The 23,576-nt window shown below is 34.0% G+C and carries 23 protein-coding genes; 10 read left to right on the forward strand and 13 right to left on the reverse strand.

Going from position 1 to position 23,576, the window contains the following annotated elements; genetic code table 11:
• A partial coding sequence (locus tag ABJD27_RS19710) for an Ig-like domain-containing protein (protein ID WP_348202091.1) occupies window positions 1-3,420 on the reverse strand: 3,420 nt, incomplete at its 3' end.
• Between the two features lie 1,010 nt (window positions 3,421-4,430).
• Window positions 4,431-5,753 (reverse strand): RIP metalloprotease RseP, encoded by a 1,323-nt coding sequence (gene rseP / locus ABJD27_RS19715; RefSeq protein WP_348162185.1) that lies wholly within the window; start codon window positions 5,751-5,753, stop codon window positions 4,431-4,433.
• 197 nt (window positions 5,754-5,950) lie between these two features.
• Here rseP and ABJD27_RS19720 point away from each other — a divergent pair, with 197 nt between their 5' ends.
• From ABJD27_RS19720 to ABJD27_RS19740, 5 genes are all read left to right on the forward strand, one after another.
• Window positions 5,951-6,616, forward strand: a complete 666-nt coding sequence (locus ABJD27_RS19720) for an SCO family protein (RefSeq protein WP_348162183.1) — start codon at window positions 5,951-5,953, stop codon at window positions 6,614-6,616.
• 100 nt (window positions 6,617-6,716) lie between these two features.
• Window positions 6,717-6,947 carry a FeoA family protein gene (locus ABJD27_RS19725; RefSeq protein WP_348162181.1) on the forward strand — a complete coding sequence of 77 codons (231 nt, stop codon included), beginning with the start codon at window positions 6,717-6,719 and terminating at the stop codon, window positions 6,945-6,947.
• A gap of 3 nt (window positions 6,948-6,950) precedes the next feature.
• The gene (gene feoB / locus ABJD27_RS19730) at window positions 6,951-9,050 is read left to right on the forward strand and encodes a ferrous iron transport protein B (RefSeq protein WP_348162179.1); all 2,100 of its coding nucleotides are present in this window, start codon (window positions 6,951-6,953) and stop codon (window positions 9,048-9,050) included.
• A gap of 53 nt (window positions 9,051-9,103) precedes the next feature.
• A complete protein-coding gene (locus tag ABJD27_RS19735; RefSeq protein ID WP_348162177.1) occupies window positions 9,104-9,244 on the forward strand; it encodes a FeoB-associated Cys-rich membrane protein in 141 nt (46 codons plus the stop codon).
• The gene (locus tag ABJD27_RS19740; RefSeq protein ID WP_348162175.1) at window positions 9,245-9,475 is read left to right on the forward strand and encodes a hypothetical protein; all 231 of its coding nucleotides are present in this window, start codon (window positions 9,245-9,247) and stop codon (window positions 9,473-9,475) included.
• 5 nt (window positions 9,476-9,480) lie between these two features.
• On the opposite strand, the gene ABJD27_RS19745 is transcribed toward ABJD27_RS19740, so the two are convergent.
• The 10 genes from ABJD27_RS19745 to ABJD27_RS19790 all read right to left on the reverse strand — a co-directional run bounded on the left by ABJD27_RS19745 (window position 9,481) and on the right by ABJD27_RS19790 (window position 18,348).
• Window positions 9,481-9,891 carry a hypothetical protein gene (locus tag ABJD27_RS19745; RefSeq protein ID WP_348162173.1) on the reverse strand — a complete coding sequence of 137 codons (411 nt, stop codon included), beginning with the start codon at window positions 9,889-9,891 and terminating at the stop codon, window positions 9,481-9,483.
• 51 nt (window positions 9,892-9,942) lie between these two features.
• Window positions 9,943-11,103, reverse strand: coding sequence for a metal ABC transporter permease (locus ABJD27_RS19750; protein WP_348162171.1), 1,161 nt, complete (start codon window positions 11,101-11,103; stop codon window positions 9,943-9,945).
• Window positions 11,103-12,215 (reverse strand): metal ABC transporter permease, encoded by a 1,113-nt coding sequence (locus tag ABJD27_RS19755; protein ID WP_348162169.1) that lies wholly within the window; start codon window positions 12,213-12,215, stop codon window positions 11,103-11,105. The genes ABJD27_RS19750 and ABJD27_RS19755 overlap by 1 nt, the downstream gene beginning before the upstream one ends.
• A complete protein-coding gene (locus ABJD27_RS19760; RefSeq protein WP_348162167.1) occupies window positions 12,215-12,952 on the reverse strand; it encodes a metal ABC transporter ATP-binding protein in 738 nt (245 codons plus the stop codon). Before ABJD27_RS19760 ends, ABJD27_RS19755 begins: the two co-directional genes overlap by 1 nt.
• 5 nt (window positions 12,953-12,957) lie before the next feature.
• Window positions 12,958-13,884, reverse strand: a complete 927-nt coding sequence (locus ABJD27_RS19765; protein WP_348162191.1) for a zinc ABC transporter substrate-binding protein — start codon at window positions 13,882-13,884, stop codon at window positions 12,958-12,960.
• A gap of 3 nt (window positions 13,885-13,887) precedes the next feature.
• On the reverse strand, window positions 13,888-14,682 hold the full coding sequence (locus ABJD27_RS19770) for a transporter (RefSeq protein ID WP_348162165.1): 795 nt from the start codon (window positions 14,680-14,682) through the stop codon (window positions 13,888-13,890).
• Between the two features lie 23 nt (window positions 14,683-14,705).
• Window positions 14,706-15,359, reverse strand: coding sequence for a metal-dependent transcriptional regulator (locus tag ABJD27_RS19775; protein ID WP_348162163.1), 654 nt, complete (start codon window positions 15,357-15,359; stop codon window positions 14,706-14,708).
• A 68-nt stretch (window positions 15,360-15,427) separates the two neighbouring features.
• Window positions 15,428-15,907 (reverse strand): regulatory protein RecX, encoded by a 480-nt coding sequence (locus ABJD27_RS19780; protein WP_348162161.1) that lies wholly within the window; start codon window positions 15,905-15,907, stop codon window positions 15,428-15,430.
• Window positions 15,908-16,006: 99 nt separating this feature from the next.
• On the reverse strand, window positions 16,007-17,551 hold the full coding sequence (locus ABJD27_RS19785; protein WP_348162159.1) for a ribonuclease E/G: 1,545 nt from the start codon (window positions 17,549-17,551) through the stop codon (window positions 16,007-16,009).
• A gap of 509 nt (window positions 17,552-18,060) precedes the next feature.
• Complete coding sequence (locus ABJD27_RS19790; RefSeq protein ID WP_348162157.1) at window positions 18,061-18,348, reverse strand: HU family DNA-binding protein; 288 nt, start codon at window positions 18,346-18,348, stop codon at window positions 18,061-18,063.
• Window positions 18,349-18,477: 129 nt separating this feature from the next.
• On the opposite strand from ABJD27_RS19790, the gene mutY reads away from it, so the two are divergent.
• Complete coding sequence (gene mutY, locus ABJD27_RS19795) at window positions 18,478-19,512, forward strand: A/G-specific adenine glycosylase (protein ID WP_348162156.1); 1,035 nt, start codon at window positions 18,478-18,480, stop codon at window positions 19,510-19,512.
• Here mutY and ABJD27_RS19800 read toward each other — a convergent pair.
• Entirely contained in the window at window positions 19,509-20,381 is an 873-nt protein-coding gene (locus ABJD27_RS19800) for an AraC family transcriptional regulator (RefSeq protein WP_348162154.1), read from the reverse strand. The two genes, mutY and ABJD27_RS19800, sit on opposite strands and share 4 nt — an antisense overlap.
• A gap of 216 nt (window positions 20,382-20,597) precedes the next feature.
• Between ABJD27_RS19800 and ABJD27_RS19805 the strand changes: the two genes are divergently transcribed.
• The 4 genes from ABJD27_RS19805 to gldD all read left to right on the forward strand — a co-directional run bounded on the left by ABJD27_RS19805 (window position 20,598) and on the right by gldD (window position 23,500).
• The gene (locus ABJD27_RS19805) at window positions 20,598-20,954 is read left to right on the forward strand and encodes a hypothetical protein (RefSeq protein ID WP_348162152.1); all 357 of its coding nucleotides are present in this window, start codon (window positions 20,598-20,600) and stop codon (window positions 20,952-20,954) included.
• A 177-nt stretch (window positions 20,955-21,131) separates the two neighbouring features.
• Complete coding sequence (gene ssb / locus ABJD27_RS19810) at window positions 21,132-21,587, forward strand: single-stranded DNA-binding protein (RefSeq protein ID WP_348162150.1); 456 nt, start codon at window positions 21,132-21,134, stop codon at window positions 21,585-21,587.
• A 27-nt stretch (window positions 21,588-21,614) separates the two neighbouring features.
• On the forward strand, window positions 21,615-22,940 hold the full coding sequence (locus ABJD27_RS19815) for a gliding motility-associated protein GldE (protein WP_348162148.1): 1,326 nt from the start codon (window positions 21,615-21,617) through the stop codon (window positions 22,938-22,940).
• Window positions 22,937-23,500 carry a gliding motility lipoprotein GldD gene (gene gldD / locus ABJD27_RS19820; protein WP_348162146.1) on the forward strand — a complete coding sequence of 188 codons (564 nt, stop codon included), beginning with the start codon at window positions 22,937-22,939 and terminating at the stop codon, window positions 23,498-23,500. Before ABJD27_RS19815 ends, gldD begins: the two co-directional genes overlap by 4 nt.
• Window positions 23,501-23,576 lie beyond the last annotated feature (76 nt).

Consider the following 23,576-nt stretch of genomic DNA (forward strand, 5'->3'; position numbering starts at 1 on the left):
CGCATCATCCTCAACATCAGCTATCGGGTCTACCGTTACAACAACCGTAGCAGTCTGAGTAGAAGTCGAGCCATCTCCATTGGTTACAACAACCGTATAATCAAAAGTATCCGTGCCATTAAAATCAGGATCCGGAGTATAAGTCACCGTACCATCAGCCTCGATAGTCACCGTTCCATTGGCTGGATTGGTTACCTCAGTCACTAATGGATTAGTAGCTTCAAATGTATCATTATCTAATACATCTATATTTATAGGACTATCCTCATCTGTGCTTGCTGTATCACCTGTAAGATCAAGGCAAGCAGAATTATCATTCTCATCAGCATAAGCAGTTGTCGTGTTTTGAGTTCCTACAGAAGGAATTCCCGTCACACTATCAACACCACCTAAGAGCTCTCCATTGCCATTAACCTGAATTAAAGTAAAAGAACCGTCTCCTTCGATTGCATCAAAACACCCATCACCATCACTGTCTTCATCTAAATGATTAGGTATTCCATCTCCATCTGTATCAATACCTGCACAAGTAGGTCCACTAGTTTCGTTAGCCAATACAACAGAAAGGCTAAATCCACCTATAGATAATCCATTTGTTAAACGGAATTCAACTACATCTCCAGGAGATACATTTTCAGATATTACATCTCCTGAGGGTAAATTGCTTGTAAATTCATTAATAGAATCAACTAAAATGCCGTTTATATATAATTCCACCCAATCATCTACGTATGATCCTGGTGCTCCTATAGTTATAGTTCCTGAGTTTTCAACAGTTCTTTTGTATATTAAAGACCAAACTCCACTATTAGATGTTGTAAAAGGAATTATTGTTGTTAAAGCTACTCCTGATGCAGTAACACTAGGTGTAGGGTCTTGATTTCCTACAATATTCTGATCATCAAATGAGTATGTTACAGCATTTGCTGTATAAAATCCATGAGAGCTTAATACTGGCGTTCCTCCTGAAACACCATCTGCTCCATATGATGGTCTATCAATAGGATTTGTAGCATTAGGCACTGCAAAATGGCCATCATATACAAACACTTCCCATGCTCCAACTGGAGGATTAGCTAAAACAGTTCCAGAAACTAAATTTGGACAACCCTCATTAATATCCAAAATCCCATCATTATCATCATCCTGATCACATATATTATTAATCCCGTCTGCATCTGGATCATTTGTTGTTGGCGTACCTACTACTGCTCCATCAGTACAAGGATCTACAACTGTTAATGTTGCTGATTCAATTAGTCTTATACATTCATTGTCATCATGTGTGACGACTACAAAGTACTGATTCCCATCATCGGCCAAACTTACATTAAAGGTAAGATTTGGATTTGTTTCCCCTGCAATAGGAGCTCCTCCTGCATCTGGATTTCCTAGATACCATTGATAGTTAACTCCAATATTTGCGTTACCAGATGTTCCGTATACTGGTGTTCCATTTGCATAGCTAGTTGCCTGATTCCCTGTAGCTGTAACGCTAAAAGTTACAGATTCTCCATCATTTATTGTTTGACTAGATGGAGATGTATTTATTAATACTTGTGTAGCTTGAGTGACACCTGCTGTTGTATTTTGTTGTTGAGAAGTACCAGAAGAGTTTTCAGGAATACCATTTGCATCTACCTGTCCTTCATCATCATCTGCAAGATTATCTGAAGTTGTCAGGTCTGATTGTTCAAATACTCCTGCGCCTTCTACGGCATCAGGACATCCATCACCATCACTGTCTTCATCTGCACAATCAGGAATTCCATCATTATCAGTATCAAAAGGAGCAACTATAGAATATCTAAAACTGTCTATTCCATGAAGATCCTCACCTGTAGTAACGCCTCCTGAGAACGTAGAATTTCTACGTATTTCTAACTGAGATACCGTCACAGGGCTTATAAAGCCAAAGAAAGATTCGATATCCTGTCCTGCAATAATATTACCTAAAGCATTACCTGAACCATCACTAATTTGAAAAGTACCTGTAACACCTGCTCCAACAGCAGTATTAGGTCCTATTCTATAAACAAGGTTACCATCAATAAATAACTCCCAAGTATCTGTATATGCTGCCGCTCCATGATCGAAAAAATCTATCAGATCAAAACCAAAACTATATACAGGTGTTGTAAAGTTTATAAATGTTGAAAATTCAAGATTATTATCTGTTTCAAGATCTGCTGCTCCAGGCGTGATACTTAATCCAGATCCTGTAGCTCCAGAAATAAAAGCCCCATTAGTTGTCGCTGCAATGACATAATCATTTGTAATAGGATTTACTGCATCATTAGAACCCGTTACTGTCCCATTAGAAAAGGTTGCTGAACTAAAATTTAAATCAGACACAATTGTTCCTCCTGTAGCGACTACAGTTGCATCCCATCCAGATTCTGAAAAGCCTAATCCATTAGTATTTCCTGCAATTGTAAAAAATTGTCTGGATGCAGCATCAGAATAAAATACGGCGTCTGGCTGAACATTTCCTCCTGTTGGGGCAACTATTGGACATTCTATAATATCTAAAATTCCATCATTATCATCATCTTGATCACAAGAATCTGGAATATCATCATCATCATTATCTGCTGTATCATCAAAACCTTCACAGACATCTACATTATTTAATACCCCATCATTATCAGTATCTGCATCTACTGTCATTCCCCCTATTAGTAATGATTGTTGACCTGCATTACCAACTCCTGTTCTATATGTAACTGTTAGTATTTTTATTTGTTGACCGTTTGAACTCCAAGTCACTTGACTCTCTACATCGTCCCAACCTAAACCACCGCTCGTTCCATTTGTGGTATTATAATCGGCTGTTGCTGTTTGAGCTACATTATTAATAACAATAGTACTTGCTCCACTAACTAATGTTCCAGTAAGAGGTACATTGGCTCCTAATTCATCTACTGCAGTTATCTCAACAACGTCGCGCCATCTTCCAGCAACACCATTATTTTGCCAATCAATATCTGCTGTTAAAAATTCAGTTAACCCAACTGGCATTGAAAAATCGAAGGTAAACGAAGCTTCCTCACCTAACGTCATTGCGTTGGTATCGAAAAGATTTTCATTATTATCCAACCACATTGTTAATCCACCAGGAGCAAATAGTCCAGAAGTACTATTTCCACCATTTTGCGTACCGTTATAATATACATTATCAGTATCAACAACATCTATATCTACTGTAATATTTGTTGAACAATCAGTAAGCACATCATTACCCGTATTTTGACCAGCCGCCCAAACTAGTTGATTTCCGGTAGCTGCTCCACTCCAGGTAAATTCGGTTTCTCCATTAACGCATTGGGCAACAGCGTTACTAGATAAAATCAGGAATAAGCCAAATAAAATAAATGGTAATTGGTGATGTATAAACGAGAATCTTGTAATGATTTTCATACGCTTCTTCTTTTATTTCTTGATCTTAATCAAGAATATCTTTGGGTTGGGATTAATCTATATGTATGGGTACTCAAATAAGTTACTAGTAGGGAGCTAGTAACATATGTATGTGTGTGTTTTGAAAAGAATAGGAAACTATTTATCAGCTTATTACAAACTGACACTAAAGAATAAACATAAGCCTCAACCGTACATATAAAACACAAGACTACACGTCTTATGCTTCTCAACATTCTAAAGAAAATAACCATTGTTATAGCAATAAATGCTATGAACAACGTGGAGGTAGTTTTTTTCATAGGGCATTCAAACTTTAGGGGCTCTTAGTATAACATACTAAGGAGTGATGATTTGAATTTGCGAGCTAAAATAATATTCGCATTTTAAATGTACTTGTAACAAATTATTCTTATTAAAATAATCGCTAAAGTACACAAAAGTATCGATGAAATGCATAGTGTTGTATTTTTTTTTGTAGGAAATGCATAAATATTGTACGGAAATACCGTAATTTCAGGCAAATAGCACTTTTTTAAAAAGTTTAAAAAATCTAATTTTTACCGTAAAAATTGAAGATAATTGCTACAAAAACACAAGTGATTGACTTTAAATAAGTTAGATAACCTAATCTATTTGATTTGTTTTTTAATTACGAAGACAGTCAAGAATACGTTCTATTTATTATAGAATAGAATTAAAAATCTATACAGTTTTCATAATACACTACGCATCAAAATACTATGGATTAAAAATACCATATAACAGATATTAATCTAAAAAAGGCATTTCTATAGCAGGCACCTCTTCTGAAGAAAAAATTAAAATTAAAGCATTAAGAGAGCTTCAAAAATTAAAAACAAACAAGTTATAAGTCACACCCAAAAAAAGAGCATAGGCATGCTTAAAAAGAGTTAGTTTGGAGACGATTATAACAATGCGTTATTAAAATAATACATCGTTATAAATTTTATTTATGATACGCTTTCGCGAAAGCGCAAAAAGAATTATTACTTAAATAAGTTCCAAATATCATTTCCAAAAATAACAAGCATAAGTCCCATCACTATTACAAATCCTATAATCTGACCACGCTCTAATGTTTTTTCTGAAGGTTTTTTCCCAGAAATCATTTCGTATAGTAAAAACATAACGTGTCCACCATCTAGTGCAGGAATAGGTAGAATATTTACAAATGCAAGCCATACAGAAAACATAGCCGTAAATGACCAAAACTTATACCAATCCCATGTTGGGGACATCATCTCGACAATTCCAATAGGTCCTTTTACATTCTTATATCCTTGAACTTCTTTATTAAAGATCAATTTGAATTGCTTAACTTGTTTCTTAAGAACTCCAATCGTTTGAGTCCAAGCTTTTGGTATTGCAGCAAACACTGAATACTCATCCTTTACAGCAAACTTTTCTGCTTTTGGTAAAACTCCAAGGTTTTTATCATTTGGAACAAATGTGGTAATCGTACTCACACTACCATTACTTTGATATGTAATATGCAAAGAATCTTTATTAGTTCGCGCAAGGGCAATTTGTTCTTTTATATCAGACCAAAATGGGGTTTGCGTATTATTTATAGAAGTAATAACCTCTCCTCCTCTAAAACCGCTAGAATAGGCTATTGTCGTGTCTGCTACTTTATGTAATATATTACTCCTATCTGTATCAATAAAAGGGCTTCCCTTTTTATCATTATTAAGGATTAATTTTTTCCCTTGATCACTTATAGGAAAACTTACTTCCTTACCATCTCTACGTACTGTTGCTTCATCTCCTAATAATACATCAAACAATAAGTCAGAATTGAATTTCTTAACAGGTTTTCCATCTATAGATAAAATTTGATCTCCATCCATAAACCCTAATGCTTCTCCTTCGGTGGTAACATCAATCCCATACTTAAGATTACCGGCAGGTGTATACACATCTCCATACACAACAAGCATTGTACTATAAATTGCCCAAGCAAGTAATACATTTACTGTAACTCCCCCAACCATGACTATCAATCGTTGCCATGCTGGTTTTGATCTAAATTCCCAAGGTTCTGCAGGTTTTGCCATTTGCTCTTTATCCATACTCTCATCAATCATTCCCGCAATTTTCACATATCCTCCTAAAGGCAACCAACCTACTCCGTATACAGTCTCTCCTATTTTCTTTTTAAAAAGGGCAAACTTCACATCAAAAAATAAGAAAAACTTTTCTACTTTAATTCCAAACCAGCGTGCTGGTAAGAAATGACCAAACTCGTGTAAGACCACTAAAATAGAAATAGAAAGAATGAATTGTGATATCTGTATAAATAGCTCCATGGCTGTTGTGTGTCAAAATTTAAAACGCACAAAAGTAACCTTTTCACATGGCATAATAAAGCAATTAAAGACTTGTCGGTTTCTTTTCACTTTTTTTTAAGGGAAAAAGACTCATCAACTCAATTTCCAGTTGTAATTTTGCAGAAATTGCTCCTATGTTACAATTTTTCAAGCGATATAAAATTTTAATTATAACAATGACTGTATTATCAGTCATTATAATGACATTAATATATAGTCAGCTTAAACCTCAACCAAGACTAGCATATATAAAAGCCAAAGATTTAAATCGTGCTTTAGTAGATTCTACGTTACAAGACAGTAAAAGAAAACAACGTATAGGCGATTTTTCTCTTATTAATCAAAATAACGATACTATTACTCAAGATTATTATAAAGGAAAAATTTATATCGCAGATTTTTTCTTTACTACTTGCCAAACTATCTGCCCTATCATGACGGAACACATGGTAGAAATTCAACAAGAACTTAAAAATGATCCTGAAATAAAATTACTTTCCCATTCTGTCATACCAACTTATGACACTCCAGAAATACTTAAACAATATGCGACACAAAAAGGAGTAGATGATAATCGCTGGAATTTAGTAACTGGTTCTCAAAAAGAGATATTTACGCTTGCGCGAAAACACTATCTCGCAGTACAAGATATTCCAGGCACTGAAGATGATCTTGATATGGTACATACAGAAAATTTTATGCTCATAGATAAAAAAGGATACATTCGAGGATATTATGATGGAACAAAAGATGAAGCTATTCTAAACTTATTAAAAGACATTGAGGTTTTAAAAATGGAATACGAACCAAAAAAAGGATGGTTGGAAAATTTATTAAATTAATCATATTGAAAGTCAATTAATTCTTTTAACAAAAAAATATCTTTCCCCTTTAAGCTAAATGCTGTATTTTTGTCTTGTTTAAATTTAATCTAAATAAGCATTGAATAGAACTGTTGCTGATTTACAGAAAGGAGAAAAAGCTATTATCAAGGATATAGCTACAGACGAGGTTCCTCTAAAGCTCTTAGAGATGGGGTGTCTTCCCGGGAATGAAGTAGAGCTTTTACAACTAGCTCCTTTTGCAGATCCTATGTATATTAATGTAAATGGAAGCCATCTTGCCATACGTAAAGAAACTGCATTGCACATTCAAATAGAAACGTCATTATAAATTATGGCAAAGCAACTCAATGTAGCGCTTATAGGAAATCCTAACACAGGAAAAACATCTGTCTTTAATCATCTTACTGGACTTAATCAACAAGTTGGGAACTACCCAGGAATTACTGTAGAAAAAAAGGAAGGAATCTGTAAATTAAAAAGAGGTGTAAAAGCTCATATTCTTGACTTACCTGGCACCTATAGCCTTAATGCTTCTTCCCTTGATGAAAATGTTGTTATTGAATTATTACTCAATAAGAACGATAAAGATTTCCCAGATGTCGCTGTTGTCGTCTCTGACGTAGAAAACTTAAAACGAAATTTACTTCTCTTTACCCAAATAAAAGATTTAGGCATTCCTACGATTCTAGCCATTAATATGGCAGATCGTATGAAACGCAAAGCAATTAGCTTAGACATTGCCGCAATGGAAGAGCGACTTCATACAAAAATTGCTCTTATAAGCAGCCGAAAAAACCAAGGAATTGACTACCTAAAACAACTTATTACAGATCATAAAACGATCTCTACAACTCCTTGTGTAAATGCCTCTGTTATTGCCCCAGAGTATTTTGACAGATTACGTAAAGCATTCCCTAACCAAGACCTTTATAAACTATGGTTAGTAATTACTCAAGATGTAAATTTTGGAAAAGTCGAACGTAACGAGATGAATACAATAGCTTCGTTTAAAACCGAATCTATAAGCAATCTTAAACGTCTCCAACAAAAGGAGACTATCATACGCTATAAGTTTATCAATGAAGTTTTAAAAGAAACACAAACCATTGATACTGCAAATGCAAAAGATTTACGATCTCGTTTGGACCGTGTCCTTACCCATAAGATATGGGGATATGTGATTTTCTTCTCCATATTAATGCTCATTTTTCAAGTGATTTTTAACTGGTCTCAATATCCTATGGATTTTATTGACGCTAGTTTTGCCTCTTTAAGTGAATGGGTTAAAAACACATTACCAGATGGAGCGCTCACAAACCTTTTGGCCGAGGGTATTATAGCTGGCCTAGGAGGAATCGTTATTTTTATTCCTCAAATTGCATTTCTATTTTTATTCATATCAATCCTTGAAGAAAGTGGTTATATGAGTCGTGTTGTATTTCTTATGGATCGTGCGATGCGACGTTTTGGTTTAAGTGGCAAAAGTGTTGTTCCGCTTGTTTCTGGGACTGCTTGTGCCATACCAGCTGTGATGGCAACTCGAAATATAGAAAGCTGGAAAGAACGATTAATTACCATATTAGTCACCCCTTTTACCACCTGCTCGGCGAGGCTTCCTGTATATCTTATTATTATAGAATTAGTCATCCCTGACACTGAGTTTTTAATATTTAATGTACAAGGACTCACATTAATGTTATTATACTTTATTGGATTTGCAACCGCCATTGGATCTGCATGGATACTCAATAAAATTTTAAAGATCAAAAGCAAGTCATTTTTTGTTATAGAAATGCCTAATTACAAATTGCCCTTGTTTAAAAATGTTGCTATCAATGTAGTAGAAAAAACAAGATCATTTATTGTAGATGCTGGTAAGATCATTCTTGCCATCTCTATTGTATTATGGGTACTAGCGTCCTATGGGCCAACAAAAGATTTTTCTAATGCAGAAGCTATTGTAACGGCACGTATGGAAGATGGCGCTTTCGCGAAAACGGACTTAGAACAACAAATTGCTTCCTATCGACTAGAGAAAAGTTATATAGGCCATTTAGGTAAATTTATAGAACCTGCCGTAGAACCTTTAGGATATGATTGGAAAATAGGAATTGCCTTAATTACTTCTTTTGCTGCCAGAGAAGTTTTTGTAGGAACACTTGCTACCATATACAGTGTAGGTGATGATGAAGAAGAAACTATTAAAAATCGAATGGCGAGCGAGGTACATCCCGTCTCCAAAAAACCTAGATTTAATTTTGCCAGCGGCATTTCTCTATTATTATTTTATGCATTTGCCATGCAATGCATGAGTACACTTGCCATTGTAAAACGGGAAACAAATAGCTGGAAGTGGCCTATGCTACAACTAGGAGTAATGAGTGGTTTTGCGTATCTTGTAGCTTTGGTAGCTTATCAACTTTTAAAGTAAAGAAAGTATATTATATACGACTAGTTAAAGACCGTTTTAAATTATAACATACCATGGATCAAATTCAAAATATCATCGTCTTAACTATATTCTTAGTAGCTGTAGGATATTTAATCACAAAGTTTGTCTGGACTCCCTCATTTCTAAAGAAGAAATCAAAAGGTGGGTGTGGAGATGGAAAATGCGGTTGCTAGATGGGAATTATATTTGTAATCATAGGGTATTTTTTTGATTACAAATCTGACAAAGAAAACTTCTTTAAAGATCTAGCTATAGGACTTGGTTATTTTATTGGGAATTTTATCCTTGCGATGATTCTCAATCAAGTATTTCACATCTCTTTACTGTATTGCATTTTTGGTTTTGGGATAGAAATCATCTTACTTTTTGCACTAAAAGCATATGTGCAAAACAAAACAAATTAACTTTTTTAGGCTTGCAATTCTAAATAATACACACGTTTCTTTATAGCCAAGCTTGTTTTTGGATAAGGAGATAAGCGCAACGCTTTTATAGCTATTGTTTCAGATTTATATATAAAAACATTTTTACCAGAAGCATCAAAGATGAATTCTTTTTCGACAGGAGCTGTATCTTTTTCTTGAATAAGAACTTTTATTTTGGCTTGCCCTGCCCACACACAACTCACATCTTTAGGACACCTAGAATCTTCAAGCACTTCAAGAAATGTAATCTCAACTGTATTAATTTCCTGACGTTCGCCTAGTTCAAGTTTAATTTCTAAACGATCTACTACTACTGAGGTATCTGATGCTATATTTTGTGCTTTCGCGAAAGCGCAAAAACAAACAAGAACTATAAACAAATTAAAGATTTTCATATGGTGTGTACTTTAACTTAAATACGACAAAAAAGATTCTGTGTTACACAATCACCCTCTAAAGAGGAAGAAATCATCTTTCATGTGTTCTATTTTCTCATCTTTATTAGTCACTATATATTCTAAAGCTAGGTCTGTAAATTCTTTCCCTTTAGATGTAAGTGTTACAATACTATTGGTAATTGTAATCATATTATTTTTCTCAGCAAGATTTAACACTGTTTCCGACCGTACTCTTTGCCAATTAATATGCTCCTGCAAATGATTAATATGGCGTTCACTTTCTTCTGTATGATTATTTAAATGTAATAAAAACGTAAGTAACGAAACTTCTGTACGTTGCTGTCTTTGTCTATACATAACGGCAATTAATCCTTTACTAGGCGCAAATAGATATACCATTAAAAAAACAATTCCCAACACGGTAGTCATAGATCCAGAAATAGATGCATCCAGCAAATGCGCTACCCAATATCCAGCAATCGCCGAGCCTACTCCAAAAATAATAGAGAGCACTATCATCTTTTTTAGATCTGATGTTAGTAGATATGCTGTGGCTGCTGGAGCTATCATTAATGCCACTACAAGAACGGCTCCCACTGCATCAAAAGCGCCTACTACAGTTATAGACGATATGGACATTAATCCATAATGTAATACCACTGGAGAAAACCCTAGCGCAGAAGATAAGCCTGCATCAAAAGTACTCACCTTTAATTCTTTAAAAAATGCAATTAAAAGTCCTATTGTAACACTTAAAATAACACCCATCACCCATAAAGATTTTGGTCCTACATCTGCACCAGCAATCAAGAGTCGATCAAAAGGCGCAAAAGCAAGTTCTCCTAGCAAAACAGCATCTACATCTAGGTGCACATCATTTGCATTTTTGGCAATAAGTATGACCCCTATACTAAACAATGCTGGAAACACAAGTCCAATGGCTGTATCTTCTTTTACCAATCCTGTTTTTTGAATAGCTTCTACCAGAATCACTGTAATCACTCCTGTAACAGCCGCAAGTAAAATAAGCCATGGAGAATTTAAATCTTCTGTCAAGAAAAAACCTATAACAATCCCAGGTAAAATAGAATGACTTATCGCATCACTGATAAGTGCCATTTTACGCAGTACCAAAAATACTCCAGGAATAGCACACGCTATCGCTACGACTGCTGCGATTAATTGTATTTCTATTTGAGGTGCAGACATTATTCTTGTGTATATAAATTTTTGGCAGCATCGTACCCTTCATGGGTTAATGACCATTTCTGACCTTGTACTTCTACCCAATTTTTCTCTTCCATTTTTTTTAATGACCCTTTAGTATATCCTTGAAAGTTATTTAATATCTTAATGGCGTGAGGGTGTGATATATCTTCATGATCCTTCGCAATATCAAACATAAATTGCAATGTTTTTTGAAGCTTTAAATCTCTCCTGTTTTGCCAGAATCTAATTTGTTTAAAAAGGATCCCTCTTCCTGGAGAGAAAATAAATGAAAACAACACAAATACTGCTGCAACAAGTACAATGACTGGTCCTGTAGAAAGATTATTTTGGCTTGCACTTATAGCGGTTCCAAATACTCCCGAAAAAGCACCAAAAACAGCAGCAAGAAAAATCATAACGCTTAATTTATTTGTCCATTGCCTGGCAGCGGCGGCTGGAGCTAACAACATAGCACTCATTAAAACAACGCCTACTGTTTGGAGTCCTAATACTATTGCCAACACAATAAAAAATGTAATCAAAACATCTATAAATCGCGTATTAAATCCTAACGTTTTTGTATAGTCTGCGTCAAAAAGTAAAATCTTAAACTCTTTCCAAAAAAGCAACATGATCACTAGACATATTCCAGTTACAATAGCCATAAGCATGACATCCTTCTCTACCAATGTCGCTGCCTGTCCAAATAAATACTTATCAAGTCCTGCCTGATTTGCATTGGGTTGCTTTTGAATAAACGTAAGTAACAACATCCCAAATCCAAAAAATAAAGACAAAACTAATCCTAACGCTGTATCACTTTTAAGGTGTGTTTTTGTAATCATCCCTCGTATCCAAAATGTTCCTATAAGTCCACTTATCAATGCCCCAATAAGCAACAGGTTTGTATCCTTTGTCCCAGTAATAATAAATGCCAATGCAATACCTGGTAATGCCGCATGAGATATAGCATCACCCAATAGACTTTGTTTACGAAGTACAGCAAAACTTCCCAACATGCCACAAATAGCACCAAGAATAGCAGTACCTAACGTAATAGTACGTAAGGTATAATCTGTAAATACTAAACTAAAATAGTCTTTGATATCCATTATTTATTTACTGCCACTTTATAGTTAATTCCGTACGTCTTCGTTAAATTATCATCATTAAAAATATCTTTTACAGGTCCTGTTGCAATTTTTTTTACATTTAAAAAAGTAACCCAATCAAAATATTCAGGTACTGTTTGTAAATCATGGTGTACTACAATAACTGTTTTTCCAGCTTTACGAAGCTCTTTTAAGATATTTATAATTGCTATTTCTGTTGTAGCATCTACTCCCTGAAAAGGCTCATCCATAAAGTATATTGCTGCATTTTGCACTAAGGCTCTTGCTAAGAATACACGTTGTTGTTGTCCCCCACTCAACTGACTAATCTGTCTATTCTTAAATGGCAACATTCCTACTTTCTCTAACGCTTCAAGAGATGCCTTTTTCTCTTTTTGACCTGGTCGCTTTATCCACCCTAACTTCCCATAGGTTCCCATCATGACAACATCAAGAGCTGTCGTAGGAAAATCCCAATCTACACTCCCTTTTTGTGGCACATATGCCACAAGCTTACGTTGTTTCTCGTAAGGTTTATCATATATAGTAACACTTCCCGCAATAGGATCTATGATACCTAGTATTGATTTTATAAGTGTAGATTTACCAGCTCCATTAGGTCCTACAATAGCCATTAATACACCTTCAGGAATTGTTAAGTCAATATCCCACAATACAGGCTTATAGTTATATGCAACTGTCAAGTCATCTACACGAATGGCTATTTTCTCTTTCATACTAATTATTTAAGTGAGTTTACAATGGTGTTGACATTATAAGTAAACATCCCAATATAAGTACCCTCTACCGTACCAGCATTTCCTAAAGCATCACTATATAAAGAGCCTCCTATGATGACTTCGTGGTCTTTTGCTTTTACAGCTGCTTCTAGAGCTTCAATGGTTCGTCTTGGTACAGAACTTTCTATAAAAATAGCTTTTACATTATTATCTATTATAAATTGAGATAAACGTTGTACGTCTTGCACTCCAGCTTCTGTAGCTGTAGACAAACCTTGCAATCCTACCACATTAAAATCATAACTCTTTCCAAAATAATTAAAAGCATCATGAGCCGTCACAAGAATACGCTTCTCTTTTGGCAACGTTTCTATAATTCCTTTTATCTCTTTTTCAAGCGCATCTAGCTTCTGTATATAAGCTTCTCCATTTGCGCTGTAATTTGCGCTATTATTTGGATCTTTTTCTGACAATGTATTCACTACAGCAGTCACAAATTGTTTAAAATACTGGATATTAAACCAAACATGTGGATCATAATTTGAAGCAAAATAATCCGATCCTATCAATGTCTTTTTATCCAGACGTTCTCCTAATGCAACTTGTTCTTTTGTAGCAGAATGCATCTTCTCAAAAACCTCTACAAGTTTTCCTTCTAGGTGAAGTCCATTATAAAATATAATATCTGCGCCAGTAAGTTTGGTCACATCGCCTGCACTTGCTTTATACAAATGCGGATCTACTCCAGCTCCCATAAGTCCCTGTAACTCTATCATATCTCCTCCTACATTCTTCACAAGATCTGTAATCATAGACGTTGTAGTCACTACATTAAGTTTTCCACTTTTTGCTGCTGTATCATTTTTACAACTTAGTACGCTTAAAGCGAAAAGGAATATTACTATATATTTTAATCCTGATTCTTTCATCATTTACTTTTTATCTATTCTAAAACTTACTCCAACTGCCAGCAACAAATCCTGACCATCTGTAATACTTTGCCCTATAGTAGCATCTAGCTGCACAAGAGGGGCAATAGTATATGTAAGTCCTGCATCCCAAAAATGGTTTGCACTACTATCTTCTGGCAAATCTCCATATAACTCTACATAAGCTCCTAGTCTTCCTGTAATTGCATACCCGTATACAAATGTATAGATGTATGAAAATGCTGCAGTTTCTCCCCCTAGTTGCCCACCTATATTATACGCAATACCTGAACGCTCACTTAAGGTATGATTAAATGCAAATCGGAAATCAGCACTAGTAAATTCTGGCTTAAAATCTGAACTTGCAGTAAAAGGTAAAAAGATATGTCCGATAAGGCCTATTTCTGGAAACCATTCATTTTCTTTTGCGATAGCCACTTTTGCACCAAATAATAATGGAGAGAATCCACTAGCTACATCATTAGACTCTATTCCGTTAGTAGTCGTTTGAACTTCTTCAAAATTCCATCCTACTCTTAATTCAAGGTTATTAAGAATACCATAACGTAATAAGGTTGTATTATATCCAAATACTTCTTCCTTAAATTCATTTTCCTCAAACGTAGTTGTAAACGCACCTGTTTCTACCTGTAAACTTCCTACAGACACTGTTGTAGGAGATTCTGTAGCATCTGGACGATCGGTAACAAGATCGGCTTTAGGTGTTAAATTTGCTTCTTGGGCCGATAATTTTAAAGATAAACCTAGAAGAAATACTAATGTAATTGACTTTTTCAAAAAATTGATTTTAGATTGTTTTATTAAACTTGTATGTATAAATTTTCTGCGATTTTTTTTGATATAAAAAACTGTTCGCGTTTTACTTGAATGATCATAGATCCATCAAAAAATTCTTTCCCAAGTACTTTTATCTTCGTTCCAATGGCAATATTTCTTTTATCTAGATATTGCAAAAACTCGCCACTTGTTTCTCTCACTCCTACCAAAATTCCATGCTGTCCTTTATTCATTTCAGAGAGTACCTTTTTTTCGGTTCTCTTTATGTTTCCGTCTTTGTCGGGAATGGGATCACCATGAGGATCATAATCAGGATGGTCTAGAAATTTATCCAGACGTGTGATTAATTCTTCAGATTGAATATGTTCTAATTGCTCTGCAATTACATGAACCTCATCCCACTGAAAATTGAGTTTTTCTACTAGAAATACTTCCCAAAGTCTATGCTTACGTATCACAGCTACAGCTACTGCAGCACCTGCTTTTGTAAGTGTCGTTCCTTTATATCTTCGGTAAGAAACTAGCTCTTTATCTGCCAGTCGCTGTATCATATCTGTTGCAGATGATGCTTTGGTGTTCATCATTTGAGCAATAGCGTTTGTAGAGATTGCACCCTTATGTTCTTGTTCTAAATGAAAGATACATTTAAGATAATTTTCTTCTGCTCTCGTATACATAAGGCAAAAGTAAATTAATTATGTCGGGTTGTAAAAAACTTATTTTAGATTAGACTAAAAATATTAATTTACGGAACTAATTCTTTTACTTTTTCATACACAAGGTCTCCTTCCCAACCTCTGTATAGTAAGTAATTGGCTAGTTTTTTTCGTTTTTTATATTTGTCTTTTTCTAGTGAAAGCTGCTCATATCGTTTTCGCGAAAGCGTATTAAAAGTAGTATAATAGTCTTCTTCTGAAATTTCTAAAAGAGCCGTTTTAATATTATAAGAAGAAATCTGGCGTTGTTTTAACTCTCTTACTATACGTTGTTTTCCCCAAGATTTATGATTAAATTTTCCTCTAACAAATGCTTTGGAAAAACGTTCTTCATTTAAAAAATTATGCTCGATCAAATGCCCTATCACAATATCAATAGCATCTGGGATCATGCGCATTTCTTTAAGTTTTGTACGCACTTCTTTATGACAACGATCTTGGTACACACAATAGCGTTCTAATGCACGTTTTGCTTCTTCTAGGGTATATACTTTTATCGAGTTTTGCACAGCTTGCAAAGTTACTATTTTAACATGGTTTACGCTTATATGCTTTCGCAAAAGCGCATAAAAAAACCCCATTCCTTTATAGGAACAGGGTTTTTAATTCTATGTTTTAATTTCTTTACCGCTTTGATCTGTAAAGCGATATTCAAGATACGTGTAAGCGTCTCTGGGCATTATTTTTACCCATTTTTTGTGTTCTAAAAACCATTTAGAACGTATAGATGGAAATCCTTTGGTTAGAAAAGCTGCAACAAAAGGGTGCGCATGAAGCGTTACTTTTTTATTGCCGTTTTTAAGAATTTTGTCAAGTTTACCTTCTAATTTTTGCACCATTACAATAGGCGCTTCTATCTCACCGCTAGATCCGTTAGGATTAATCTCTCGGGTTTTGATATTCATCTCTGGTCGTACTCGTTGCCTTGTTATTTGGATTAAACCAAATTTACTAGGCGGTAATATTTTATGCTTTGCTCGATCGTCCTTCATTTCATCCTTAAGATGATTAAAGAGTTTTCTGCGATTGTCTGCATTATTCATATCGATAAAATCGATTACAATAATACCTCCCATATCTCTAAGACTTAGTTGGCGTGCAATTTCTGAGGCAGCGATCATATTTACTTCTAGCGCAGTGTCTTCTTGACTCTTTGCTTTATTTGATCTATTACCACTATTTACATCTACCACATGAAGTGCTTCTGTATGTTCGATAACAAGATAAGCTCCTTTGCTCATTGAAACGGTTTTTCCGAAAGAAGTCTTAATCTGACGTTCTATACCGAATTTTTCAAAAACTGGCGTTGGATTCTTGTGCAATTTTACAATGCTCTCTTTTTTGGGAGCAATCTCACTTAAATATTCTTTGATTTGATAATAGAGCGTTTCATCATCTACAGTAATTCCTGTAAAGCTATCATTAAAGATATCTCTTAATATAGAAGATGCTCGGTTCATTTCACCAAGCACTTTACTAGGATGATGTGCTCCTTGAATTTTTTTACTCATGGTAGCCCATTTGTCTACCAAACTTTGCAGGTCTTTGTCTAGTTCTGCAACCTTTACTCCTTGTGCAACTGTGCGTACTATAACACCAAATCCTTTAGGACGGATGCTTTGCACTAATCGTTTAAGACGCGCTTTTTCTTCTTTGCTTTCTATCTTTTGTGAGATAGAAATTCGGTCAGAGAAAGGCACGAGAACAATATATCTACCAGCTATGGAAAGCTCACTGCTTATCCTTGGCCCTTTTGTAGAAATAGGTTCTTTTGCGATTTGTACAAGTACACTTTGTTTAGACTTTAAGACATCGGCTATTTTTCCGTTTTTGTCTATGTCTTTTTCAAAAGGAAAGTTTTTTAAAGAATAGTCTTTTAATTTACCTGTGCTTACACGTTTTATGTAACTTAGAAGGGTTGGAAGTTTAGGACCTAAATCATGATAATGCAAAAAAGCATCTTTTTCATAACCTACATTTACAAATGCAGCATTTAGACCTGAAACTGTTTTTCTAATATTTGCGATATATACATCACCTACATTAAACTTATTTCCATCTTCTTCTTTATGAAGTTCTATAAGTCTTCCATCTTTTAGTAAGGCAAAATCAACTACTGAGGAACTAGATCTTATAATTAATTCTTTATTCACTCTTTAGTAATTTTTATTTATGATGTCATTTTTTAGGACATCATAAATGAATTATACAATAATTTATCACAGGTATGATACGTATACAATTAATGTATACAAAATGTAATAAATACGTTGTAACATAATAAACTCCTCAAGGTATAAGGGATGTATGTTACGATGTCAAAGAACTTAAAATTATACGTTAGATCTTAGATCACATAACTAAAACGTTGTGTATATAAAAAGAGGTATACCAAAAACTAAGAATCACTGTATTTTATTATTTAATCATAGTGATTGTACTATGCCAAACCAAGTGAAGCTATTCTAGCTACGCACTTTAATATCTCTGTACCAAAGCTTTAATTATCATGTATAATTCAAAAGAAAAAGTAGTCTAAGACTACTTTTTCTTTTTGTGACGGTTTGCTCTACGTCTCTTTTTACGTTTGTGCGTTGCTACCTTGTGTCTTTTTCTTTTTTTACCACTTGGCATAAAATGATTCTTTTATTAGGTTACTTAATTATACAGAAACGTTCGTTTTCACACCTTCTACAAATACTTTAGCAGGCTTGAACGCTGGTATGTTATGAGCTGGTATTTTGATAGTGGTATTTTTAGAAATATTCCTACCGGTTTTTTCTGCTCTGGTTTTAATAATAAAGCTACCAAATCCTCGAAGGTAAACATTGTCTCCTCCTTCCAAAGAAGTTTTTACCTCGCTCATAAACGATTCGATAGTTGCTTGTACGTCATTCTTTTCGATACCTAATTTTTCAGATACCTTTGCTACAATATCAGCTTTTGTCATTTTAATAATTGTTTAGGGGTTAAAATTTCAAGTTCGCAAATATAAGCATTAAAAACTCAAACTTTCAAGCATAATGTTTTAAATTATAAGAAGATAAGTATATATTTTAGCAGAAACCTCTATTTTAAATTGGAATTATCTAATAAACTCATATCGTGGTATTTAGAAAACAAGCGTGAAATGCCTTGGAGACAAACCACGGATCCATACTACATTTGGCTCTCAGAAATCATCCTTCAGCAAACTCGAGTAGCTCAAGGATTACCCTATTATTTAAAGTTTACAGAGGCATTTCCGACGGTAAAAGATTTAGCCAATGCTTCTGAAGAAGAAGTGCTAAAATTATGGCAAGGACTTGGTTATTATTCTCGCGGAAGGAATTTACATACTGCCGCAAAATATATCATGGATGAATATAATGGTGTGTTTCCAAACACTTATGAAAAACTTCTCGAATTAAAAGGAGTTGGCGATTATACCGCTAGTGCTATTGCAAGTATTAGTTTTAACAAACCCACTGCTGTTGTTGATGGAAATGTATATAGAGTCCTTTCTCGCATTTTTGGGATTGAAACCCCTATCAATAGTACTTTGGGCATAAAAGAGTTTAAAAAGCTTGCTCAGGAGCTCATAGACGCTAAGCAACCTGCAAATTTCAATCAAGCGATTATGGAGTTTGGAGCCATACAATGCAAACCTCAAAATCCATATTGCTTACATTGCATTTTTAATGATTCCTGTGTTGCCTTACAAAAAAATAGTATCAACAAGCTTCCTGTAAAACTTAAAAAAACAAAAGTCAAACATCGACATTTACAATACCTAGTATTTCGTTCAAAAGATGGAAGGACAATGCTCCATAGACGTTCTGGAAAAGGGATATGGCAAGGTTTATATGAATTTCCAGTAATAGAAGGTGCGTTTGAAGATATACGCTTTCGCGAAAGCGAACTATTCCTAAAAAAAACAGCGTCCTATACTATCTACCAGGTACAACAATACAATACAAAGCCTATTGTACACAAACTATCACATCAACATCTACACACTACTTTTTGGGTTATAGATGTAGATAAACTTCCCGAAAATGCTATTATCATTCCAGATATTAAATCATATCCTGTTCCAGTACTTATTGAAAAATTTATAGATGCCTATTTCTAATCCAGAATCGTTTTAATTTGTTTTCTATACGCAGAAGGACTCTGTCCTGTAAAGGCTTTAAATTTTTTATTGAAGTGTGAAAAGTTATTAAATCCACTTTCATAACATACATCTGTAATACTTATAGCTTTCTCTGAAAGCAACTTAGAAGCGTACACTAACCGATATTCATTTACAAACTGTGTAAATGTTTTATTCGTTATTTTTTTAAAATAACGACAAAAAGAAGGAACCGTCATATGTGTTAATTGTGACATCTGCTCTAGAGGGATTTCTTCTTTAAAATGGGTTTTCACATGATTAAAAACCTGATTAATTCGATCATTATCATTTATATTTGATAATAGGGTAAAGCCATCTGCATTAAGAATTCTAAATTCTTTTGTAGTAGCAAGTCTATTAAGGATATTTAAAAAAGATAATAATCTCTCACAATCACCCTGTTCTTTCATGCCCTCCATAAGAGCACCTACTTCTGTTTTTGTGACTCCTGAAAATACTATACCCCGTTTTGAAACTTGTAACAATCTTTTAATATTGGACATTTCTGGTATATTAAAAAAATGATCTCCAAGAAAATCAGGCTTCATTTGTATTACAGTTTCAAACTTATTACCTGTTTGATCATCTGTAAATCCACAATGCGGCAAATTACTTCCTACTAAAATCAGAGTCCCCCACGTATAATATGAAAGATTACTTCCAACTAATCTTCTTCCTGTACCTTCATTCACATACACCAGTTCTAACTCAGGATGGTAATGCCACACCGTATTATCATTTCTATTTTCTCTATCAAATTTTTGATATAAAAAAGAATTTCCAAAATTGGGAGTAATAGATTCTAACGTTGGTCTTTGTAAAATCATATCAAGCTTTTTATGCATAAAGTTAAAAACGCTTTAGCAGTTAAATCATTAGAAATTTACCACAAATATGTGCTAAATTAACATGATGGCGATCTATAAATTCAACAGCAGGTAATTTAGCACATTAATTTGAAAATAATGCAATAGAATTACGTGCATTTCGAGTGTATGTTTGCATCATAATAAATTAGTCATCAATCATTTAAATTGAATATTATGAAAAACACTTTTAAATTACCACTGTTATTTATACTTCTAATAGCAAGTGTACGTGTAAATGCTACAAGTTTTGAAACATTTACAAAAACAGAAAAAACAAACGCTACAAATATTACTGATGATTTAGTAATAAGAGAAAAAGATGAAAAAGTTTCAGTTATCCTTTTAAACTTAGACTTAAATCCCGTAAAAATTATCATTAGAGATGGTTTAGGACGTATTGTTTTTTCTGAAACAATTAATGATAAAACCATTCACAAATCATTCAACTTTAAAAATGCTTATAAAGGAAATTACCGTATTAAAGTAAAAAATGGTGTAACCACTTACAATAAAGAGATAAAAATCATCTAACCATTATTTTTTTATTTACAAATTTTAGTTTGCTTAGTAAGGTCTCTGTTAGAAAATTCTATATAGAGACCTTTCTTTTGATATTATATTTCTTGCCTTTAAAACTAAAAGTATTGCAATACTGGTTTATCTATAAGTTTATAGATTACGGCTTAATATTTTCTTATATTTGATATTATGGCAGGCACTATAAATAAAGTAATACTTATTGGTCACACTGGAGACGAAGTAAAAATGCACTATTTTGAAGGTGGTAACAGCATAGGACGCTTCCCTCTAGCTACTAATGAAGAATACACCAATCGTACTACTGGTGAACGTGTAAGCAATACTGAGTGGCATAATATTGTTGTAAGAAATAAAGCTGCCGAAATATGTGAAAAATACCTCAAAAAAGGTGATAAAGTATATATAGAAGGTCGCCTTAAAACGCGTAAATGGACAGATGACAAAGGTCTAGAGCGTTACAGTACCGAAATACAATGTGTGGACTTTACATTTCTTACTCCAAAAGGAGAAGGACAGCAAACTCCAAACACTCCAGCTGTGCAATCGCCACAGCAACCTGAACAATCTCAAGGAACAACAGCTACTACTCCACAAACAGGAGGTGAAGATGATCTTCCTTTTTAATACTACGTTTAACAAACCTGAATACGATTGGACCCTGGCCCTGAACCCTTATTTATTGCAATATCAACACTAGATAGCACTACCCTTATCAGTATTATTATATTACTGATTTTATTAACATGTTCTGCTCTTATAAGTGGCGCGGAGGTCGCTTTTTTCTCACTTACTCCTATGGATCTTGAAGATCCTGAAATAGCTAGTAAAAAAAATACTAAATTAAAAATAGTTACAAAGCTATTAAAGACTCCCAAAAAATTACTAGCTACTATTCTAGTCGCAAACAACACGATTAATATTGCCATTGTACTTCTTTTTGCTAATATTGGAGAAACACTTTTTGATTCTATTCAATCTAAATTTCTAGGAATTCCAGTACGTTTTATTTTAGAAATTGTAGTCATTACATTCTTAATATTACTATTTGGAGAAATACTTCCTAAAATATACGCGAGTCGTAACAACAAAAAATTTGCAAGTTTTATGGCATACCCTCTACGCTTTTTTGATGTGATTTTCACTCCTTTAAGCGGTCCTATGCGATATATTACGTTACTAATACACAACAAATTAGGAGATCAAAAATCCAACTTTAATGTAGATCAATTATCACAAGCCTTAAAGCTCACTAGCGAAGAAGACACCACAAAAGAAGAGCAAAAAATTCTAAAAGGAATTGTTGCCTTTGGAAATACTGACACAAAACAAGTAATGCGACCTCGTATGGATGTTTTTGCCTTAAATCAAGAAGACTCATACACGACAATACTTTCTCTTATAACAAATAAAGGATATTCCCGTATTCCTGTGTATAAAGACAGTATAGACACGATAACAGGTATTTTATACGTCAAAGATTTATTACCACACTTATCAGACACAGATTTTGACTGGGTATCATTAATACGAGAGCCTAATTTTGTGCCAGAAAATAAAAAGCTAGACGATCTCCTTGCCGAGTTTAAAGAAAAGAAAAATCACCTTGCCATTGTTGTAGATGAATACGGCGGAACTAGCGGAATTATTACCTTAGAAGATATTATAGAAGAGATTGTAGGTGATATAAGTGATGAATTTGATGATGAGGACATCATTTATTCAAAAATTGATGATTCTAATTATGTATTTGATGGCAAGACTTCATTAAAAGATTTTTACCGTATCATACATATTGAAGATGATAGTATTTTTGAAAATCAAAAAGGAGAAGCCGAAACAATCGCTGGCTTTATTTTGGAAATATCCGGAGGGTTTCCAAAAAAGAATGAAGTAATAAATTACAATCAATATACGTTTACCGTAGAAGCTATTGACAAAAAACGCATTAAACAAATTAAATTTACCATACGATCTTGAGCATCCGATTTTACATATTTCTCCTAAGCAGTTGCATCCTTTTTATTTCTTGCGATAGTGATGTGCTTCCTAAACCTGAAGCTTTTTTAAGTCTTGAATATCCTAAAGCAGATTATGCAACCATATTCTCTGAATGTAATTACGGTTTTGAAAAAAACAATGTAGGCACAGTATATTTTAAAAATAACTGCTCTGCCGTTATAGAGTATCCAGCATTAGATGGCACTCTTTTTCTAACATATCGAAAAGTCAACAATAACATTAATTCTTTGTTGCGAGATGCACAAAAACTCACTTATGAACATGTGATTAAAGCAGACGATATTATTGAAGAAAAATATGTTAATGAGCAACAAAATGCCTACGGTATGTTCTATGAAGTAAAAGGAAATGCTGCCTCACAATCTCAGTTTTATGTAACCGATAGTGTACAGCATTTTATTACAGGTTCTATCTATTTTAATGCAAAACCTAATTACGATAGCATCTATCCTGCTGCTGTATACCTTAAAAATGATATACGCCATTTAATGGAAACCATTTCTTGGAATGAGAATTAAACTATAACGAACATATCTTTTCTTTTTTCCCTATTCTTTTATCTAAAATATCCTCAACTTTGTGTACCTAATTTTT

It is taken from the genome of Dokdonia sp. (assembly GCF_039945015.1).
Lineage (GTDB): Bacteria > Bacteroidota > Bacteroidia > Flavobacteriales > Flavobacteriaceae > Dokdonia.

What these genes read in the sequence shown, in the direction of transcription:
- ssb (WP_348162150.1), top strand. Translation starts at nt 21,132, where the DNA reads ATGGCAGGCACTATAAATAAAGTAATACTTATTGGTCACACTGGAGAC.
- ABJD27_RS19805 (WP_348162152.1), top strand. Translation starts at nt 20,598, where the DNA reads ATGAAAAACACTTTTAAATTACCACTGTTATTTATACTTCTAATAGCA.
- feoB (WP_348162179.1), top strand. Translation starts at nt 6,951, where the DNA reads ATGGCAAAGCAACTCAATGTAGCGCTTATAGGAAATCCTAACACAGGA.
- ABJD27_RS19760 (WP_348162167.1), bottom strand. Translation starts at nt 12,952, where the DNA reads ATGAAAGAGAAAATAGCCATTCGTGTAGATGACTTGACAGTTGCATAT.
- ABJD27_RS19800 (WP_348162154.1), bottom strand. Translation starts at nt 20,381, where the DNA reads ATGATTTTACAAAGACCAACGTTAGAATCTATTACTCCCAATTTTGGA.
- ABJD27_RS19775 (WP_348162163.1), bottom strand. Translation starts at nt 15,359, where the DNA reads ATGTATACGAGAGCAGAAGAAAATTATCTTAAATGTATCTTTCATTTA.
- ABJD27_RS19750 (WP_348162171.1), bottom strand. Translation starts at nt 11,103, where the DNA reads ATGTCTGCACCTCAAATAGAAATACAATTAATCGCAGCAGTCGTAGCG.
- ABJD27_RS19790 (WP_348162157.1), bottom strand. Translation starts at nt 18,348, where the DNA reads ATGACAAAAGCTGATATTGTAGCAAAGGTATCTGAAAAATTAGGTATC.
- rseP (WP_348162185.1), bottom strand. Translation starts at nt 5,753, where the DNA reads ATGGAGCTATTTATACAGATATCACAATTCATTCTTTCTATTTCTATT.
- ABJD27_RS19745 (WP_348162173.1), bottom strand. Translation starts at nt 9,891, where the DNA reads ATGAAAATCTTTAATTTGTTTATAGTTCTTGTTTGTTTTTGCGCTTTC.
- ABJD27_RS19765 (WP_348162191.1), bottom strand. Translation starts at nt 13,884, where the DNA reads ATGAAAGAATCAGGATTAAAATATATAGTAATATTCCTTTTCGCTTTA.
- ABJD27_RS19735 (WP_348162177.1), top strand. Translation starts at nt 9,104, where the DNA reads ATGGATCAAATTCAAAATATCATCGTCTTAACTATATTCTTAGTAGCT.
- ABJD27_RS19755 (WP_348162169.1), bottom strand. Translation starts at nt 12,215, where the DNA reads ATGGATATCAAAGACTATTTTAGTTTAGTATTTACAGATTATACCTTA.
- ABJD27_RS19720 (WP_348162183.1), top strand. Translation starts at nt 5,951, where the DNA reads ATGACTGTATTATCAGTCATTATAATGACATTAATATATAGTCAGCTT.
- ABJD27_RS19740 (WP_348162175.1), top strand. Translation starts at nt 9,245, where the DNA reads ATGGGAATTATATTTGTAATCATAGGGTATTTTTTTGATTACAAATCT.